This window comes from Burkholderia sp. BCC1988, assembly GCF_905339895.1.
Lineage (GTDB): Bacteria > Pseudomonadota > Gammaproteobacteria > Burkholderiales > Burkholderiaceae > Burkholderia.
Window position 1 is genome coordinate 138,093 of sequence record NZ_CAJPHA010000021.1, and the last position, 17,314, is coordinate 155,406.

Sequence of the window (17,314 nt, forward strand, 5' to 3'; positions counted from 1 at the left end):
ACGCAATGGCGATCATCCGCATCTGGGTCTATGACGGAATCCTGGCGTCCGGCGTCGCGGGCCCGGTCGATGTCTTCAGCGCTGCAAATCAGTTCCATGCGCGCCGGGCGGGACCGGGCGCGCCGTCCGCGCCGTTGTTCGCATGGCGCGTGGAGTCGCTCGACGGGCAACCGGTGAAGGCGGCGTCAGGTCAGATCATTCCGGTCGACGGCAAGATCGACCCGCGCAAACGAGCAGACGCCGTGCTGCTGACGGCACCTTTCTTTTCGCGGATCGACGAGTTCCTCGGGCATCGCGAGCAGTTGAGCGAACTGACTTCCGCACTGCGGCGTCAACACAAGGCCGGCGCGATGCTCGCCGCGTATTGCACGGCGAATTACCTGCTTGCCGAGGCGGGCCTGCTGGATGGCCGCGTCGCGACGACGCACTGGGCGAGAGCGGCGGATTTCGCGCGCCGCTATCCGCGTGTCGAAGTCCGCGCGAACGAACTGCTGCTCGCGCAAGACGGGATCATCTCGGGCGGCTCCGTCACGTCCTATCTGAACCTCGCCGTGCATCTCGTCGAAGCCTGCGCCGGCGGAGAACTCGCGACGATGACCGCGAAGGCGCTGTTGATCGACATGAACCGGACGTCGCAGGCGTCCTTTGCCACGCTTCTCGACGAACACGGGCATACCGACACGCTCGTGGCGCGCGCTCAGCAGCGGATGGAAGCGACATTGCAGCAAGGATTCCGGCTCGGCGATCTGGCGGCATCGCTGGCCGTCAGCGAACGCACGCTCAATCGTCGCTTCAAGGAAGCGGTCGGCCTCGCGCCGTTGACGTATCTGCAGAATCTGCGGGTCGAAGTCGCGAAACGTCTGCTGGAAACACGGCCGATCGGGCTCGAGGACGTGAGTCAGCGCGTCGGTTACAGCGATGTCAGTACGTTCCGGCAACTGTTCAAGCGCAAGACGGGGTTGTCGCCGAGCGAATATCAAGTGCAGTTCTCGCGTGCGGCGGCAAAGAGCGTGCAAGCCGAACCACGCGATCGGCGCGATTGAGCGTCGCGACGTCCCGTTACCGATCGCGTCAGGTCAGGGCCGCTCCGGTCGCCCCCTTTCTTTGTATCCCGAAGTATCTGCAACAGACGCGGATACGTACGCATACATATCGCCGACTTTCCGACAAGAACGGGATACGTTCGCCTGCTCCAATGCGCCTGTCGCGAGCGGAGTGCCGCACCGCGCATTGTCCAAGGAGTGTGTCATGAAAGTCGTCAAGGCCGCCGCTGTCCAGTTCAGCCCGGTGCTCTACAGTCGTGAAGCCACCGTCGCCAAGGTCGTGGAGAAGATCCACGACCTTGGCCGGCAAGGTGTGCAATTCGCCACTTTTCCCGAAACGGTCGTCCCCTATTACCCGTATTTCGCGGCCGTTCAGACGGGCATCGAACTGCTGTCCGGTACCGAGCATCTTCGGCTGCTGGAACAGGCCGTCACCGTGCCGTCCACCGCGACCGATGCGATCGGCGAAGCAGCACGCAGCGCCGGCATGGTCGTGTCCATCGGCGTCAACGAGCGCGACGGCGGCACGCTGTACAACGCGCAATTGCTGTTCGACGCGGACGGGCAACTGATCCAGCGCCGTCGCAAGATCACGCCGACGCACTTCGAGCGCATGGTTTGGGGGCAGGGCGACGGATCGGGGCTGCGCGCGGTCGACAGCGCCGTCGGCCGTATCGGGCAGCTCGCGTGTTTCGAGCACAACAATCCGCTCGCGCGCTACGCGATGATTGCCGACGGCGAACAGATTCATTCGGCGATGTATCCGGGTTCGGCCTTCGGGGAAGGCTTCGCGCAGCGCATGGAGATCAACATCCGGCAGCATGCGCTCGAGTCCGGCGCGTTCGTCGTCAATGCAACGGCGTGGCTGGATGCCGACCAGCAGGCGCAAATCATGAAGGACACCGGTTGCGCGATCGGGCCTATCTCGGGCGGCTGCTTCACGACGATCGTGTCGCCCGACGGCATGTTGATGGCCGAGCCGCTTCGATCGGGCGAGGGCGAGGTCATCGTCGATCTGGACTTCTCGATGATCGACCGTCGCAAGATGCTGATGGATGCGGCCGGTCACTATAACCGCTCGGAATTGCTGAGCCTGATGATCGACCGTACGCCGACCGCGCATGTTCACGAACGCGTCGCGCAGCCGGTGGCCGGATATGACGCGGGCGTGGACGATTGGCGTGCCGCGGCCGCGTGATGCGCGGGCTTGCCCGGCCGTTGCCGAACATTCGGCTTGCCGATCGGGGCCGGCAGTCGCAGTATGGATCGCCGCATGACCGCACATTTTTTGATCGCAATATGTGCATATGCATATAAAGGTGTGACGAAATCTTTCCTTGAAAGGTGTGTGATATGAAAACGAACGCTGCTGATGATCGGCCACTCCTGATCTCGGGCGCCGAAAGCATGACTGCCGGCGCCGGTCGCAACGTGACGACGTCGTTGTCGCGCCGACGCTTTGTCGGTATCGCGGCCGCCGCACTGGCGGCCGGCTCGCTGAGCCGCCTGGCGCTCGCGCAGACCAGCCCGGCAATCGGCACCGCGGAACCCGCACGCGGTGACAGATCGGCGATTCGGCCGTTCCAGGTGCATGTACCCGACGCGCAGCTCGCCGACATGCGGCACCGCATCAACGCGACGCGTTGGCCGGACCGCGAGACCGTGGCCGACGAGTCGCAGGGCATTCAGCTTGCGACCATTCAGGCGCTCGCGCGGTATTGGGCGAGCGACTACGACTGGCGCAAGTGCGAAGCGACGCTGAATGCGTACCCGCAATTCGTGACCGAAATCGATGGCCTCGACATCCACTTCATCCATGTGCGATCGAAGCACGAGAATGCGATGCCGTTGATCGTGACCCACGGCTGGCCCGGCTCCATCATCGAGCAGTTCAAGATCATCGCGCCGCTCGTCGATCCGACTGCGTACGGCGCGCCGGCGTCGGATGCGTTCCATCTCGTGATTCCGTCGCTGCCCGGCTATGGCTTTTCGGCGCGACCCACGACGACGGGATGGGGGCCGGAGCGCACGGCGCGCGCATGGGTGACGCTGATGAAACGGCTCGGCTACGCGCGCTTTGCTTCGCAGGGCGGGGACCTCGGCGGCATCGTCACGAACATCATGGCGAAACAGGCGCCGCCTGAGCTGATGGGCATTCATGTGAATTTCCCGGCGTCCGTGCCGGCGGAAATTCTGAAGTCGCTGACGGCCGGCGATCCCGCGCCTGCCGGCTTGTCGGACGAGGAGCGGCACGCATATGAACAGCTGAGCGCCAATTTCAAGAGGAAGCGCGGTTACGCGATTGAAATGGGTACGCGCCCGCAGACGTTGTACGGACTCGCCGATTCGCCCGTCGCGCTGGCTTCGTGGCTGCTCGACCACGGAGACGGTTACGGCCAGCCGGCGGCGGCGCTGAGCGCGGCCGTGCAGGGTCGCCCGGTCAACGGCCACTCGGCCGGCGCGCTGACACGGGACGACGTGCTCGACGACATCACGCTTTACTGGCTGACGAACACGGGCGTCTCGGCAGCGCGTTTCTACTGGGAATCGCATGCGAACTTCTTCCTTGCGGCCGACGTCGGCGTGCCGGCGGCGGTGAGCGCGTTTCCGGGGGAAAACTACCAGGCGCCGCGGAGCTGGACCGAGAGGGCTTATCACAATCTGATTTACTTCAACAAACCGGCAACAGGCGGGCACTTCGCGGCATGGGAAGAACCGATGATCTTCGCGAATGAAGTGCGTGCCGGGTTGAGACCGTTGCGCGCGTGACGGGCGAAGCGCTCCGCCTCGTTTGCGGCGGAGCGCGTCGACATCGGCGCGGTAGCGTGCATTGATGCGGTCTCGCCGGCTTGTCCGAAATTCAACGGAAGATGGCGATATTGCCTCTTTCGCCGGCTCCGCCTGTGTCCGATCATCCGGCCACTTTTCGTTGCGGAATCCAGAACATGACGGCCAATGCCCACCTCGCGACAGACCTGCTGTTTGCCTACGCAATCTATTTCGTCGGTACCGCGAGCCCCGGACCGAGCAATCTCGCCATCATGTCCATCGCGGCGAATCACGGCCGAAAGGCGGCATTGACGTTCTCGCTTGGCGTCCTGTCGAGTTCGATGTTGTGGGCGAGTGTGGCCGTGCTGGGCGTATCGGCTGCGCTGATCGCGTATGCCCCGTTCATCGTCGCGATCAGGATTTTCGGCGGACTGTATCTCTTGTGGCTTGCATTCAAGTCGGCGCGCAATGCGCTCGGACGCGTGCCGCCCGCCGTATCGGAAACGGCGCGAACGCCGACGTTGGCCAGCATCTATTGCCGCGGTGCGATGCTTCATCTCACCAATCCGAAGGCGATCCTCGTGTGGGTTTCGATCGTTGCGCTGTCGTCCGGCGGCACCCGGCCGTCGCAAGGTGCACTGGTCGTGGGTTGTGCGGCCATTGGGTGCGGCGTGTTCGCCGGTTATGCATGGCTGTTTTCCATGGAGCCGGTTCGAAGGATCTACATGCGAACCCACAAGGCACTGGACGGGTGTCTGGCCGTCGTATTCGGGGTCGCGGGGATCAGGTTGCTGGCATCGCGTCCATAGCGCGTCGACCCGTCGCGCGCACGACACCGGATGTGCGGTGAATGAGACAAGCGCCGAAATTTCCAACGAGCGGACAGCTTTCGTTAGAATCGTTCGTCTATCAGAGAAAAGCAGCGTTGCATCGGCGCAGCGGCATCCGCTCATGAACACCGCTCGCGCTCATCCCATGTCCTTTACCGGAGGCGAACGTGCCAGGATTACTTCCCGATGTCGACCGCGACGGGCTTCTCGAATACTCGGTCGTGTACACCGACCGGTCGATTAATCACATGTCGCAGCGCTTCCAGGGCGTGATGCGCGACATTTCCGCTGCGCTGAAGAAGGTCTACAACGCGAAGGCGGTCGCAATCGTCCCGGGCAGCGGGACGTTCGGCATGGAAGCCGTGGCCCGGCAGTTCGCGACGAACAGGAAGTGCCTCGTCATCCGCAACGGCTGGTTCAGCTTCCGCTGGTCGCAGATTTTCGACATGGGCAGCATTCCGTCCGAGTCGATCGTGCTGAAGGCGCGTCCGGTCGAAGCGGGCAGACAGGCCGCCTTTGCGCCGGCGCCGATCGATGAAGTCGTTGCGGCGATTCGCGAGCACAAGCCGGATCTGGTGTTCGCGCCGCACGTCGAAACCGCGTCGGGGATGATGCTGCCCGATGCGTATCTGCGTGCGGTCGCCGACGCCGTGCATGCGGTCGGCGGCATGTTCGTGCTCGATTGCATCGCGTCCGGCACGATCTGGGTCGACATGGAGGCGAGCGGTGTCGACGTGCTGATCAGCGCACCGCAAAAGGGCTGGAGCGCGTCGCCCGGGTGTGCGCTGGTGATGCTCGGTGCGCTCGCCCGTGAGCGCATCGATGCGACGACGAGCACCAGTTTTGCGTGCGATCTGCGCAAGTGGCTGCAGATCATGGAAGCGTACGAAAACGGCGGGTTCGCGTATCACGCGACGATGCCCACGGACAGCCTCGCGACGCTGCGCGACGTGATCAAGGAAACGGACGCGTACGGCTTCGACAAGGTGAGGGCGGAACAACTGGAGCTCGGCACGCGGATTCGTGCGTTGCTCGCCGGGAAGGGGTTCCGGAGCGTCGCGGCCGAAGGCTTCGAGGCACCGGGTGTCGTCGTCTGTTATACCGATGACGACGATATCCGGTCCGGCAAGAAATTCGCCGATGTCGGCATGCAGATCGCGGCGGGCGTGCCGTTGCAATGCGATGAGCCGGCGGATTTCAAGACTTTCCGGATCGGCCTGTTCGGGCTCGACAAGCTGAATGACGTCGATGCGGCGGTTGCGCGGTTCGCGAGTGCGCTGGAGCGGGTGCTGTAGCGCGTCGCCGATCGAGGCATGTATTGCGGCGCATGACGTGACGAGATCGATCCGATCATGCGTCACGGATGCGCCGCGTTTTCCGAATGCCGCCGCGATTGATCATCGGCCGATGAATGGATGGGCCTGAGTCGAAGCGGATACGCGCCGGCTACGAGCGCTTGCGTGCGAACCCGATGTGTAAAGGGTTGAACTGGGTCAAACAGGCAGCGTCAGGTCGGCTGACTCGGTTCGGCTACACCCGGTCGTTCGGTAGCACGCGGCGCAGGTCGCTCGAATGTCGCTTCTGCGGTGAATAGCAGTCTTCTGTCTTGAGATCAGGCGCCGCGAGAAAGCATGTCGACTGAGCGCGATCGGCGCAAACGACGACCGTCGATCGAAAACAATCGTGGAAGAATGAGTCGGTGCTTTAGTCATCTTGCACCGTAGAAATGACGGTACTGCCACGCGGCCTGCCTGATCAGCTCGTCGTCCAACCATGGGCCCGTTCCAAATCTACCTATCGACAGAGGCGCAAGATCGATCGGGGGAGCACCGTCGACGATCCACGCGGCGAGCATTTCCCCCAGTGCCGGGGCGATGGAGAGCCCCGCAACGTTGCAGCCGCTGGCGAAGTAAAACCCCCGAACGGCGGGCGCCGGGCCGACGATGTGCTGGCCATCGGCCGTCATCGTTGGCAACCCGCCACGATGCTCGCGGATCCCTGCCTTCAAAAGGATCGGAAGCTGGTCCTCGACGTCTCGAGCGTAGTGCCAGAGAATCTCGGCATCGAGCGACAGATCCTTGACGTCGAAGTTGGCGTCGAAGCCATTCATGTCGAAGAATCTCGGATTTTCCTCATAGACTCCCCAGAGAAATCCTCCGTCACAAGGTCTCATATATACCGCAGCATCCATAATCCGGACCATCGGCAATTCGGCTCGGGCGTCGGGCACAGGTTCGGTGACGAACAATTGCTGCGCTGTCGTAACAAGAGGAACGCGAATTCCGCTGGCTTCGGCTACTTGTCGCGTCCAGGCGCCGGCTGCGTCGACGACGACTGGCGCTCGTATGCGGCCGCACGTGGTGTCGACCCCGGCCACCTTGCTGTCCTCGATCAGGACGCGCGTCACCGCAGTGTTCGGAAGTAAGACTGCCCCGTTTGCCTGCGCTGCACGAGCGAAGCCGACGGCCAGTTGAGCGGGATTGAAGTACATGTCGTCGCCGATGCGCATCACCGCAGCAACTCCCGTCGTTTGAAGAAACGGGTTGAGCCGGTGGGCCGCGTCGACGGAGATTTCCTCCACGTCGAGTCCGTGGCGTCGGCCACGCAGGATGTCATCCTGAATGACCTCGGCATCCATCGGTCGCCGCGCTACTTTGAGGCTGCCCGAGTGCACCCAATTCAGGGGCTGACCGGTTTCCTCGGAGAATTGCCTGATCCCGTCAGCCGCCAACTTGATCAAGTCGATCATCAAGTCGCTCTTGCGCAGGCAACTAACCATGCCAGCCGCTCGCGGTGAGGTCTGAGAGCCGATTTCGAGCCGCTCGATCAACGCGACCCGCTGAGCGCCTCGCTTTGCTACGTGGAAGGCTGTCGCTGCTCCCAGACCGCCGGAGCCTATGACGATCACATCTGCGGATTCGATCATCGATGCTTCTCCTGTCTATCACGCCGATCGAGCTGCCAAGCGAAGGGAGCTTGACACATGATAGACCTCGGAAAAGAGGAGAAGGCGGTCGCGAACTAACGGATGGCTGACAGAAGTCGACACCCGACGTCGCATGTGAAGATGGGAAGGACCGCAATGAGCCGGCAAGCGATCGCCATCTCCGCGGAAGCCTACGAAGAGCAGGACCCTATCTGTTGGGCCTGGTGCCCCTGGGGCTCGTCGGAATGAACGGCCGATGTGCCCTCGGAAGCCGCCGTTTTGGATGTGCGGGATCTAACGGCGGCAGTGGGTCGACGACAGTCGACCGCGTGGGGCGGTAGCCGGCCACCAGCTGACATTTTGCGTCTGAAGTCGAAATGGCGGCTTCTCGGCCATCTCCGGCCGCTCCTGATATGAGACGCTCTCGGACAAGCGCACGTCTGCTGCCGCGCAAGCGAGCAGACTATTTCCCCGCCGACAGATCCGGGAGAGACAGGAAACGAGGGCATTCGCCTCCAAGGAAGATGCCGACTATCAAACTCAAACTCGACTACGTTGGCGCGTCGTTGCGAATACCGATTACGTAACGCGCATTGCGCGCCACGGACGGGTCTGGATCGGCGGCCAGCCGGGCAAGCAGGGCCGACGCCGCGCCATTGAATTCGGCGAGCGCCTGGCAAACACGTACACGGGTCTGGACATCGGCTCGACCGTCCGAGATCGCTGCTTCAAAGCGCTCCACAATTTGCCTGGCGATCGCGGGGTCTTCCGCCAAATCGGCTAACGCATCGGCCGCCTCGACATCGTGAGTCCCGCCAAGAACCTGCTCGATCAGCAGGGGAATGGCGTCGCGTATCCCCCATCCGCCAAGCACCCGCGCAGCGCGATACCGCACGCGCTCCGCGGGGTCGAGGAGCGAGCCACGCAAGGTCTCCACCGCATCGGAACCGCCGAGTTTCGCCAGCGCGAGCACGGCCCGTTCGCGTACTGCCGGATCGGGCTGTTGAAGCGCCGCGCCAAGTACGCTGGCGCCGCTGCCTACGGTTCTTCCCAGCGCCCAGTGCAGCGCACCTGCGACATTCGGCTCCTGTTCCTGGAGCAGTGCGTGGGCGATGAGCGCGCCAAGCGGGGCATCGCTGGACGCGGCGTCAAACGCAGCACGCTGTCTCTCAGGCGCATGCGTCGACTCCAGTCCTTTCAACAGATGCACGACCTCAAGCACTGCTGACCAATCATCGGGAGAGGTGGCGGACACAGAAGTCAGCCGGCAAAGCAACGCTTGCTCTGCGGCCAGCCGCTCGCGGCTGCGAATCATCAGCGCGTCAATGAGCACATCGGGGTGAGGCGCCTGTTGGCTGAGCGCCTGACGCACCTCGGCCAGCCCAAGGCCCAGCGAACGCAGGCTCTCTACCTGGAACAGGCGCAAGGCATCGCTTGCGAATACTCGCGGTATCCCGCTTCCGTACGTCCCGATGGGCTGACCAGTCCGATCGCGTCGTAGTGCCGCAGCATGCGCGCGCTGACGCCGGAACGATTGGCCAACTCGCTGATGCGCATCACTTGTCTCCGGTGTCATCTGGTTCACGCCGCGTCGTGTCTCGGCCTTGGCTCCCATCGAGCCTCGAAGATTCTAACAAACCGCCAACGGCTTCCATCACCTCGGCCAACACGTGGCTCATCACATCGATCGCCGTCAACCCGACTATTCGTCGGCGTAGGGCAACGGTGCACCTGCGCGCCACGCATCGGCTGGATCGAGCACAAACGCACTCTCCGGGTCCGCGATGAGCCTGAGGCTCGCGCAGGCATGAACGCGAACCGCCGGGTCCGTGTGTCGGGCCGCCGCATCGAGCGGGGCCATGGCGTCGTCTCCAAGCATGAGTAAGGCCCGGCTCAGACTGCGCTTGAGGTCCTTGTCGCCGCGGCCCAGCTCGCGAACCAATTCGCGTGCCAAGGCGGCTCGTTGCCAGGTCGGCACCAGCCCCGCCGCGGTGCGCCACGCAGTTCGTGCCACCTCAGGATCGGGGTCATGTAGATGCCCGCTCGTGATCGCTGACCAGGTTGCGGGGTCGCCGATCTTCGAGAGCGTATGCAGCGCCTGGCTACGCGCTTGCGCCAACGGCGAGCGCAGCTCGTCAAGCAGCAATGGCAAGGTCAGATCCTGCGCATGCCGGGTGAGCGCCCAGGTGAGCATGTCGCGAACGAAGAAATCCGGTTCGACACCGCAACGCTTCACCAGTAGCGTGATCTGGCCTGGATCGGGAGCCGTGCCGGCACCCAGCGCAGCCGCAAGACGGAGCGAAGCGTCCGGATGCTCGAGTGCCGTGGTCAGTGCGTGACGGGAAGTCGGGGGATAGTGACGGGTCATGAACGCCTCCTCGCCCGACAGTGGACGCCTTGTCACTGTGACAAGGTCAAGGGTTTTCTGGCGAGGGGCGAATTGCACGCCCAGGCAGCCGTTCGTGGGGCCGATCATCGCTTCCTCCGCGGGTGACGGGCGGCCAGTTCCGGTCACTCGACAGTGCGGCCGGATTTGATGACAATCTGAGCAGTGCTGCTCGTTTAGGCTGCGTAGATCCGCGATGAATCTCAATGAAAGATTAGTCGAAATAGCCCGACAGTCATCTTGGTGTCTGTCGGCGCTGTCGGCGGCACGTGCAATGGGCCTGAAATCCTGGTGCATTGGCGCAGGGGCCATTCGCAATTTGGTCTGGGACTCGCTCCATGGATATGTGACTCCGACACGCCTAGCTGACGTCGATTTAGCCTACTTCGACCCGTCCGACTTGTCGTCGATTCGCGATGCCGAAATCCAGCGCAGCCTCACCGCGCAGTGTCCCGAAATTCCGTGGGAGGTCACGAATCAGGCCGCTGTTCATCTCTGGTTCGAGAGCGCCTTTGGGCATCCGGTGCCCCCCTTCAGTTCACTGGCCGAAGCCATTGCGTCCTGGCCGGAGTACACGACGACGGTAGGACTGACTTTGCTCCGTGACGGGACAATTGATGTCTGCGCGCCATACGGGCTCGACGACCTCTTTTCCATGGTGGTACGACGCAATCCAGCGCGTGTCAGCATTGATACCTATCTTCAGCGAATCCAGCAGAAAAGATACAAGGACCGCTGGCCCCGTGTGACCATCATCATTTAGAGATGCCGCAGGCAGTCAAAGGGCGAGTTACCGACGGAAGTCGACCATAAATGGTCAATCGACGCGAGAGGATTCCCGAATGCTCACAACAGCGTTCGTCGTTGAGGTTCCCGCAGCCGAGTCGACAGTAGCGGACCTTCGGAGCCGGTTTGATGCTACCTCTGACTTGGGCGTGCCGGCGCATATCACGGTCCTGTTTCCCTTCATGCCGCCTGACGAAATTACGCCCGATGTCCTTCATGAGGCACGAAGCGCGCTGAGTAACGTGCGGCCGTTCGAATTTTCGTTGAGGAAGGTCGAGCGGTTTGCGGTCACCACTTATCTTGCTCCCGATCCGCCAGAACCGTTTGTCGCCTTGACGACTGCGCTGGTCGAGCGATTCCCCATGTTTCGCCCCTATGGGGGCGCACACGATGGCATCGTCCCACATCTGACTGTCGCACACGGCGATGCCGTGACAGCACATTTGGCTGCCGTCGAGCTCGAACATCGTCTGTCTGCGCGGGAGGCGATTCGAACGTGCTGTAGCGCTGTCGCTCTGCTGGGGAACTCGTCGGGCCGCTGGAGGAAGATGCATGTGATTGATCTTCCAAATGTCTACGTGTAGTGACGATCGACCGCAGTCCGGTCTGGACTGTTCCATGGGACTATGCGTCTGGCCCATCTGAAGCGAATGGCTGCTTTGTAGAAAGCTGACCGTCCGCTTCAGGTCGATCACCGCCATTGGCGACGAACAGTCGTATTATCCGAGACCTAATCTGACGTCGACCGACCGGTCAGATCCCGGCCTATACACCCGATGCTACCGATGGCGTCTCTTCCAGTCGAACGATGGAAGCTCGATACGACTGGCGACAGACCCGTTCCAGCACGTTTCGAACCCGGCCCGCGCAAGCGCTTCCGCGACCTGGCGGCCCACTACCGCACCGCGCGCGTCGTCGCCGGCGAGGTCGCCGAAGGCGATCGTGAGGCCGTGTCCATCCAGCGCTCTTTCGACATCCTGTCCGTGATAAAAGCAGTACCCGTGATAGCACCCTTGCGGCGCGTCCTGCACGGCTTCCGAAACGTCCGAGTGGCCATCCGACATCGTGTATCCGGCGTTCGACAGCGCGCAGATGCCGTCGTCGTCCAGTTCATCGAACACGCGATCCAGCCGATCGCAATCCGTCTCCCGAGGCCAGGACCGTTCTGCCGCAGCCTTGCGCTCGAATTCCGACTCGATGAAACCTTCCAGCCGATCCGCGTCGCAGTCCGGCTCCAGGATGTCCTCCATCATTTCCCGGACATCATCGGGGTCGTTAAAGCCTGACCAGACCCATTTGGTGATGCACTCCATCACGTATTTTTCGGTGTCCGTCACGTCATGGTCTCCAGGTGTCGTCTTCGATGTTCAACGCCGCTGCCGGCCGTTATCCGCCAGCGACAGTCCTGCTCGACAGTTCGCACCGGCGTATTGAAACCGTGTCGAGCAGCGAACGTCCCTCCGGAAAACGGTTCGGCGTCTCGACGCGCGCCAGCCGCGTCGCCCGCTTTCGCGAGCACTAGCACGAGTACAAGCGTGCGCGATGCGCAGCTTCCAGCATCACCATGTCGAATGCGCTTGTCCAGTTGCCGGTGCTCATCGTCGCGGCACCGTTTCAGCGGAGGGCAGGATCGATTTCGGCACTGCTCAATCCGAATCCCGCCATGCGCGCGCGATGCTCCTGCGAGCCCAGATACGAGCGCAGCTGCCGGTTGACTGCATCGAGCAACGCGCTGTTTTGTCGATTGAACGAGAAGGCGCCCAACGGCGGCCGGTGGTGTATCCGGCCCGCTGGCGGTTCGTGCGCGACGGCCTCGAGCAATGCACCGCCCATCCGCTTCGCCACGATCCGAAGTCCGAGCGCGGTACTGGCGTACGCGTCGACCGCGCCGGCGCGCACCGCTTCGATCGCATCGGCTTGCCGGTCGAACAGCGTGATCTGATGCTCGCTCACGCCCGCGGCTTTCGCCGAGTCGTGCTGTACCTGTCCGGTAATGATGCCAAGACGTGCATCGGGACGCGCGGCAAGCGACGCATAGCCGGTCAGTTGCTTCGGGTTTCCGGCACGAACGAGAAAGCCGTCCGCGATTCCCCACACGGGTACGCTGAACGCGACCATGGCGGCGCGTTCCGGCGTAACGAAGAGCGGAACGTTCATGTCCCAGCGGCCTGCGGCGACACCGGGCAGCAGTTCACTGAACGTCGTCAGGTGAGGTTCGATCCGCGTGACACCGATCGCCCGAAGGATCTCGCCGGCAAGATCGAGGTCGGCACCGGTTGCCGTGCCGTCCGGTTCCGTCCATCCAAATGGCGGTTCGTCGAGGTATGCAATCGTTACCTTCATCGCGTCTTCTCGCGAGCAGGGACGGCCGCCGAATCGGCAGCCGATTGCCGACGATTCTAATACTTCGCTCGCAGGACAGGGCCGGCCGCAGCCGGCCCCATCATGCGACTACCTGGGCCGCACTCAACCCGCCACGTTCCGATTCGCTTCGATCACGGTCAACGCCGTCATGTTCACGATCCGTCGCACGGTCGCGCTCGACGTGAGAATGTTCACCGGCGCATTGACCCCCAGCAGGAACGGCCCGACCGCGACGTTGCTGCCGGCTTCCGTCTTGAGCAGGTTGTAAGCGATGTTCCCCGCATCGACGTTCGGGCACACGAGCAGGTTCGCCGCGCCCTTCAGCGGCGACATCGGCAGCAGCCGCGCACGCAGCGCCTCATCGAGCGCGCAGTCGCCATGCATCTCGCCATCGGCTTCGATATCCGGCGCGTGCGCGCGGATGATCTCGAGCGCCTTGCGCATCTTCACGCCCGACGCCGCGCTGCCCGACCCGAAGTTCGACCGCGACAGCAGCGCAGCCTTCGGCGTCAGGTTCAGCCATTCCATCTGCCGCGCGGCCGCGATCGTGAATTCCGCGATCTGCTCCGCATCCGGGTTGTCGTTCACGTGGGTATCCACGAGCGCGACCGTCCGCTGGTTGAGCAGCAGGATGTTCATCGCCGCGTAGGTCGATGCATCGGGCTTCTTGCCGATCACTTCATCGACGAAGCGCAGGTGATTGTGATACTCGCCGACCGTCCCGCAGATCATCCCGTCCGCATCGCCGAGCCGCACCATCATCGCGCCGATCAGCGTCAGGCGCCGGCGCATCTCGACGCGCGCCATTTCCTTCGAGATGCCGTCGCGGCAGCGCAGTTCCCAATACGTGGTCCAGTATTGCGGGAAGCGCTCGTCGTATTCCGGATTGGTCACCTCGACGTCCTGACCGAGACGCAGGCGCAGGCCGAACCGCTCGATCCGCGCGAGCAGCACCTCCGGCCGGCCGACCAGGATCGGGCGCGCGAGCTTCTCGTCGACGATCACCTGCACCGCGCGGAGCACACGCTCGTCCTCGCCTTCGGTGAACACGATGCGTGCCTTGCCGCCGTCGCGCACGAGCTGGCGCGCGGTCGCGAACAGCGGCTTCATGAACGCGCCCGAGTGGTAGACGAACTGCTGCAGCTGCTCGACATACGCGTCGAGATCCGCGAGCGGACGCGTCGCCACGCCGCCTTCGATCGCCGCCTTGGCGACGGCCGGCGCGATACGCACGATCAGGCGCGGATCGAACGGCTTCGGAATCAGGTATTGCGGACCGAACGACACTTCGTCGCCGCCGTAGGCCGCGGCGACGATATCGTTCTGCTCTTCCTGCGCGAGGCCGGCGATCGCGTGAACCGCGGCGATTTCCATTTCGCGGGTGATCGTCGTCGCGCCCACATCCAGCGCGCCGCGGAAGATGTACGGGAAGCAGAGAACGTTATTGACCTGGTTCGGGAAATCCGAGCGGCCGGTCGCGATCACGACGTCGTCGCGCGTCGCGTGCGCGAGTTCGGGGAAGATCTCCGGCGTCGGGTTGGCGAGCGCGAGGATCAGCGGCCGCGCGGCCATCGCCTTCAGCATCTCCGGCTTCAGGATGCCGCCGACCGACAACCCGAGGAACACGTCCGCGTCGCCGATTACTTCGGACAGCGTGCGCGCATCGGTTTCCTGCGCGAAGCGTTCCTTGGCCGGATCCATCAGCGTGGTGCGGCCGCGATAGACGACGCCTTCGATATCCGTCGCCCAGATGTTCGCGACCGGCAGCCCGAGGTCGACGAGCAGGTCCAGGCACGCCAGCGCCGCCGCGCCGGCACCGGACGTCACGACCTTCACTTCCTTGATCGACTTCCCGACCACCTTCAGCCCGTTGATGAACGCGGCGGCGACGGTGATCGCGGTGCCGTGCTGGTCGTCGTGAAAGACGGGAATCTTCATGCGCTCGCGCAGCTTGCGCTCGACGGTGAAGCACTCCGGCGCCTTGATGTCCTCGAGATTGATCCCGCCGAAGGTCGGCTCGAGGCCGGCGATGATGTCGACGAGCTTGTCCGGGTCGGTCTCGTTGATCTCGATGTCGAACACGTCGATCCCCGCGAACTTCTTGAACAGCACGGCCTTGCCTTCCATGACCGGCTTGGACGCGAGCGCGCCGATGTTGCCCAGACCCAGCACGGCGGTGCCGTTGGTGATGACGCCCACCAGATTCCCGCGGCTCGTGAAGCGGTGCGCGTTCAGCGGCTCGGCGGCGATCGACTCGCAGACGCTGGCGACGCCCGGCGTGTAGGCGAGCGCGAGATCGCGCTGCGTCACGAGTGGCTTGCTGGCGACGACGGAGATCTTCCCCGGGGTCGGAAACTCGTGATAGTCGTACGCGGCCTGCTGCTGGGTCTCTGTCTGTTTCATGTTGTCGGGTCCGGGCGTGCGCGTCAGGCCAGTCCCGACGCGATCCATGGAGGTGATTCTAGGGATCGGCCATAAGGAGATGATTCTGTTTTAATATCGGTCCATCACTTTTTCATGATGGTGCGGCGGTACGGCAATGACATTCGACGCGAACGACGTGGTCAGGCGGCTTGGCGCGCGCCTGAAGATGCGGCACCTGATGCTGTTGCTGCAGATCCAGCAGCACGGGTCGCTGACGCGCGTCGCGGAGCACATGGCCAGCAGCCAGCCCGCCGTGACGAATGCGCTGTCCGAGCTGGAAAGCATGTTCGGCACGCAGCTGTTCGAGCGCTCGTCGCGCGGGATGCGGCCGACCGCGCTCGGTTCGGTCGTGCTCGAGCGCGCCAAGGCGATGCTGAAGGATCTCGACCATCTCGCGCGCGAGATGGAGGCGGTCGCCGCCGGCCATGCGGCGCACCTGCATATCGGCGTGATTCCGTTTATTTCGGGCCAGATGCTGTCGGCGGCGCTCAAGCGCCTGCAGTCCCGGATGGAACGGCGCCTGACCGTGACGATCCACGAGGGCACCAGCGATCAGCTGCTGTTGCAGCTCAAGGACCACAGCGTCGATCTCGTGATCGGGCGGGCGTCGTCGGCGATCGATCTGGGGCAGGTCTCCTTCGAAGTCCTGTACCAGCAGCAGCCCCGCATGATCGCGAGCCGGCGGCTCGCCGCGAAACTGGCCCGCACGAAGCTCGACTGGGAGAAGCTGCACGCGCTGGACTGGATTCTCGGCGCGCCCCACACGCCGATGCGCGAGCAGGTGACCGACCTGTTTCTGTCGGCGGGCATCGCGCCGCCCGTGCCGATCGTCGAAAGCTACTCGTCGAAGCTGATCGGCGAAATGATCGCGTCGAGCGACGACGCGGTGTCGATCGTGCCGGCCGATATCGCGGAAGAAATGGTGCGCATCGCCGGCGTGGCGATCGTGCCTTACTCGCTGGTCTGGACGCTGCCGCCCATCGCGCTGTTTACCCGCGCCGCCGAATCGCATGCGCCGACGCGGGATGTGCTTGTCCAGGCGCTGCGCGAGATCTGCAGGGAAACCTACGTCGAAACGCCGCGATAAGCCTTCGGGTGCCGGCCGGTACGTGCGCGGCCGGCAACCGCGTCATTCCCGCTTTTCATCGTCCGCCGATTCACATGGCGTGCTGCGGCGGGCGTGCTGCAATTGCATGGATCGTCATCGTCAACTGCGTCGTCAACCATCACTGGATCGTCACGGCGCATGGCCGGCAACAGAGGCGGCAAGTCCGATGCTGGCACGACTCGATTCCGTCATCAAGAAACGAGCGGCATGGGTGGATTTCCAAATAGTGGTTGTTCATCGAGCGGTGCTTGTCCTACCCTCATAATCGGTCCACAAGGAAGGCTCGCGGCGGCCGCGTACCGTATCGATTCCATCGTCTTTGTCGCTTGTTCCGTCGCAGTTCGGCGGATTATCAACGTCAGACGCGTGCATGTCGATTCGTATGGTATGCGTTGCACCATCGCTGCCGTGATGGCATGGGTTGCCGGCCAACGATAATGCGCCGGCGTGTGCGGTGCGATCGGCAAGCAGTCGTTTGCCGGAAGGGTATCGGGATGTCGGGCAACCTGCTCGCGCCTGGCGCGGCGAGGGCCCGGATGTTTTTTCGATCGATGCGGACACAACGTGCGCGCTCGCGAGGCATGCAGCGGGCGGTCGAGACGTGGAGGGGGCGAGCTTGATTTTGCGACTCACATTCAAACATTTCGCATGGCTGATCGTGGCCGCCGCACCGGCGGC

At 63.4% G+C, this 17,314-nt stretch carries 16 protein-coding genes; 9 read left to right on the top strand and 7 right to left on the bottom strand.

Translation table 11 applies throughout. The features are described from left to right. The first annotated feature begins 5 nt into the window (after positions 1-5). The 5 genes from U4012_RS27265 to U4012_RS27285 all read left to right on the top strand — a co-directional run bounded on the left by U4012_RS27265 (position 6) and on the right by U4012_RS27285 (position 5,937). The gene (locus U4012_RS27265) at positions 6-1,043 is read left to right on the top strand and encodes a GlxA family transcriptional regulator (protein ID WP_321802269.1); all 1,038 of its coding nucleotides are present in this window, start codon (positions 6-8) and stop codon (positions 1,041-1,043) included. Between the two features lie 205 nt (positions 1,044-1,248). Beyond that, entirely contained in the window at positions 1,249-2,241 is a 993-nt protein-coding gene (locus tag U4012_RS27270) for a carbon-nitrogen hydrolase family protein (protein ID WP_321802286.1), read from the top strand. 209 nt (positions 2,242-2,450) lie between these two features. Beyond that, positions 2,451-3,812 carry an epoxide hydrolase family protein gene (locus U4012_RS27275; RefSeq protein WP_321802270.1) on the top strand — a complete coding sequence of 454 codons (1,362 nt, stop codon included), beginning with the start codon at positions 2,451-2,453 and terminating at the stop codon, positions 3,810-3,812. A 176-nt stretch (positions 3,813-3,988) separates the two neighbouring features. Further along, positions 3,989-4,621 (top strand): LysE family translocator, encoded by a 633-nt coding sequence (locus U4012_RS27280; RefSeq protein ID WP_321802271.1) that lies wholly within the window; start codon positions 3,989-3,991, stop codon positions 4,619-4,621. 188 nt (positions 4,622-4,809) lie between these two features. Beyond that, positions 4,810-5,937, top strand: a complete 1,128-nt coding sequence (locus tag U4012_RS27285) for an aminotransferase class V-fold PLP-dependent enzyme (RefSeq protein WP_321802272.1) — start codon at positions 4,810-4,812, stop codon at positions 5,935-5,937. 413 nt (positions 5,938-6,350) lie between these two features. Here the strand turns inward: U4012_RS27285 and U4012_RS27290 are convergent, their stop codons facing one another. From U4012_RS27290 to U4012_RS27300, 4 genes are all read right to left on the bottom strand, one after another. Then, complete coding sequence (locus U4012_RS27290; RefSeq protein WP_321802273.1) at positions 6,351-7,568, bottom strand: FAD-binding oxidoreductase; 1,218 nt, start codon at positions 7,566-7,568, stop codon at positions 6,351-6,353. Positions 7,569-8,118: 550 nt separating this feature from the next. Beyond that, positions 8,119-8,883 (bottom strand): HEAT repeat domain-containing protein, encoded by a 765-nt coding sequence (locus U4012_RS27295; protein ID WP_415750407.1) that lies wholly within the window; start codon positions 8,881-8,883, stop codon positions 8,119-8,121. Positions 8,884-8,975: 92 nt separating this feature from the next. Beyond that, entirely contained in the window at positions 8,976-9,125 is a 150-nt protein-coding gene (locus U4012_RS36000; protein WP_415750406.1) for a MerR family DNA-binding transcriptional regulator, read from the bottom strand. Positions 9,126-9,270: 145 nt separating this feature from the next. Continuing rightward, positions 9,271-9,936, bottom strand: a complete 666-nt coding sequence (locus U4012_RS27300; protein WP_321802275.1) for a hypothetical protein — start codon at positions 9,934-9,936, stop codon at positions 9,271-9,273. A gap of 214 nt (positions 9,937-10,150) precedes the next feature. Between U4012_RS27300 and U4012_RS27305 the strand changes: the two genes are divergently transcribed. Beyond that, entirely contained in the window at positions 10,151-10,717 is a 567-nt protein-coding gene (locus U4012_RS27305) for a nucleotidyltransferase family protein (RefSeq protein ID WP_321802276.1), read from the top strand. Between the two features lie 79 nt (positions 10,718-10,796). Then, positions 10,797-11,324: a 2'-5' RNA ligase family protein gene (locus tag U4012_RS27310; RefSeq protein ID WP_321802277.1), complete on the top strand. Its 528-nt coding sequence runs from the start codon at positions 10,797-10,799 to the stop codon at positions 11,322-11,324. Between the two features lie 195 nt (positions 11,325-11,519). Here U4012_RS27310 and U4012_RS27315 read toward each other — a convergent pair whose 3' ends face one another. Continuing rightward, entirely contained in the window at positions 11,520-12,077 is a 558-nt protein-coding gene (locus U4012_RS27315) for a DUF6891 domain-containing protein (protein ID WP_321802278.1), read from the bottom strand. 26 nt (positions 12,078-12,103) lie between these two features. Between U4012_RS27315 and U4012_RS27320 the strand changes: the two genes are divergently transcribed. Next, a complete protein-coding gene (locus tag U4012_RS27320) occupies positions 12,104-12,262 on the top strand; it encodes a hypothetical protein (protein WP_321802279.1) in 159 nt (52 codons plus the stop codon). 92 nt (positions 12,263-12,354) lie between these two features. Here U4012_RS27320 and U4012_RS27325 read toward each other — a convergent pair whose 3' ends face one another. Both U4012_RS27325 and U4012_RS27330 read right to left on the bottom strand, forming a co-directional pair. Further along, a complete protein-coding gene (locus tag U4012_RS27325; RefSeq protein WP_321802280.1) occupies positions 12,355-13,083 on the bottom strand; it encodes a transporter substrate-binding domain-containing protein in 729 nt (242 codons plus the stop codon). Positions 13,084-13,206: 123 nt separating this feature from the next. Beyond that, the gene (locus tag U4012_RS27330) at positions 13,207-15,507 is read right to left on the bottom strand and encodes an NADP-dependent malic enzyme (protein WP_124521810.1); all 2,301 of its coding nucleotides are present in this window, start codon (positions 15,505-15,507) and stop codon (positions 13,207-13,209) included. Between the two features lie 136 nt (positions 15,508-15,643). On the opposite strand from U4012_RS27330, the gene U4012_RS27335 reads away from it, so the two are divergent. Further along, complete coding sequence (locus U4012_RS27335) at positions 15,644-16,615, top strand: LysR substrate-binding domain-containing protein (protein ID WP_321802281.1); 972 nt, start codon at positions 15,644-15,646, stop codon at positions 16,613-16,615. The last annotated feature ends 699 nt before the right edge of the window (positions 16,616-17,314 follow it).

Bases quoted from the DNA above. Each gene is read 5' to 3' on its own strand.
- U4012_RS27265 (WP_321802269.1), top strand. From the start codon at position 6: ATGGCGATCATCCGCATCTGGGTCTATGACGGAATCCTGGCGTCCGGC.
- U4012_RS27270 (WP_321802286.1), top strand. From the start codon at position 1,249: ATGAAAGTCGTCAAGGCCGCCGCTGTCCAGTTCAGCCCGGTGCTCTAC.
- U4012_RS27275 (WP_321802270.1), top strand. From the start codon at position 2,451: ATGACTGCCGGCGCCGGTCGCAACGTGACGACGTCGTTGTCGCGCCGA.
- U4012_RS27280 (WP_321802271.1), top strand. From the start codon at position 3,989: ATGACGGCCAATGCCCACCTCGCGACAGACCTGCTGTTTGCCTACGCA.
- U4012_RS27290 (WP_321802273.1), bottom strand. From the start codon at position 7,568: ATGATCGAATCCGCAGATGTGATCGTCATAGGCTCCGGCGGTCTGGGA.
- U4012_RS27295 (WP_415750407.1), bottom strand. From the start codon at position 8,883: ATGATTCGCAGCCGCGAGCGGCTGGCCGCAGAGCAAGCGTTGCTTTGC.
- U4012_RS36000 (WP_415750406.1), bottom strand. From the start codon at position 9,125: ATGCGCATCAGCGAGTTGGCCAATCGTTCCGGCGTCAGCGCGCGCATG.
- U4012_RS27300 (WP_321802275.1), bottom strand. From the start codon at position 9,936: ATGACCCGTCACTATCCCCCGACTTCCCGTCACGCACTGACCACGGCA.
- U4012_RS27305 (WP_321802276.1), top strand. From the start codon at position 10,151: ATGAATCTCAATGAAAGATTAGTCGAAATAGCCCGACAGTCATCTTGG.
- U4012_RS27310 (WP_321802277.1), top strand. From the start codon at position 10,797: ATGCTCACAACAGCGTTCGTCGTTGAGGTTCCCGCAGCCGAGTCGACA.
- U4012_RS27320 (WP_321802279.1), top strand. From the start codon at position 12,104: ATGTTCAACGCCGCTGCCGGCCGTTATCCGCCAGCGACAGTCCTGCTC.
- U4012_RS27325 (WP_321802280.1), bottom strand. From the start codon at position 13,083: ATGAAGGTAACGATTGCATACCTCGACGAACCGCCATTTGGATGGACG.
- U4012_RS27330 (WP_124521810.1), bottom strand. From the start codon at position 15,507: ATGAAACAGACAGAGACCCAGCAGCAGGCCGCGTACGACTATCACGAG.
- U4012_RS27335 (WP_321802281.1), top strand. From the start codon at position 15,644: ATGACATTCGACGCGAACGACGTGGTCAGGCGGCTTGGCGCGCGCCTG.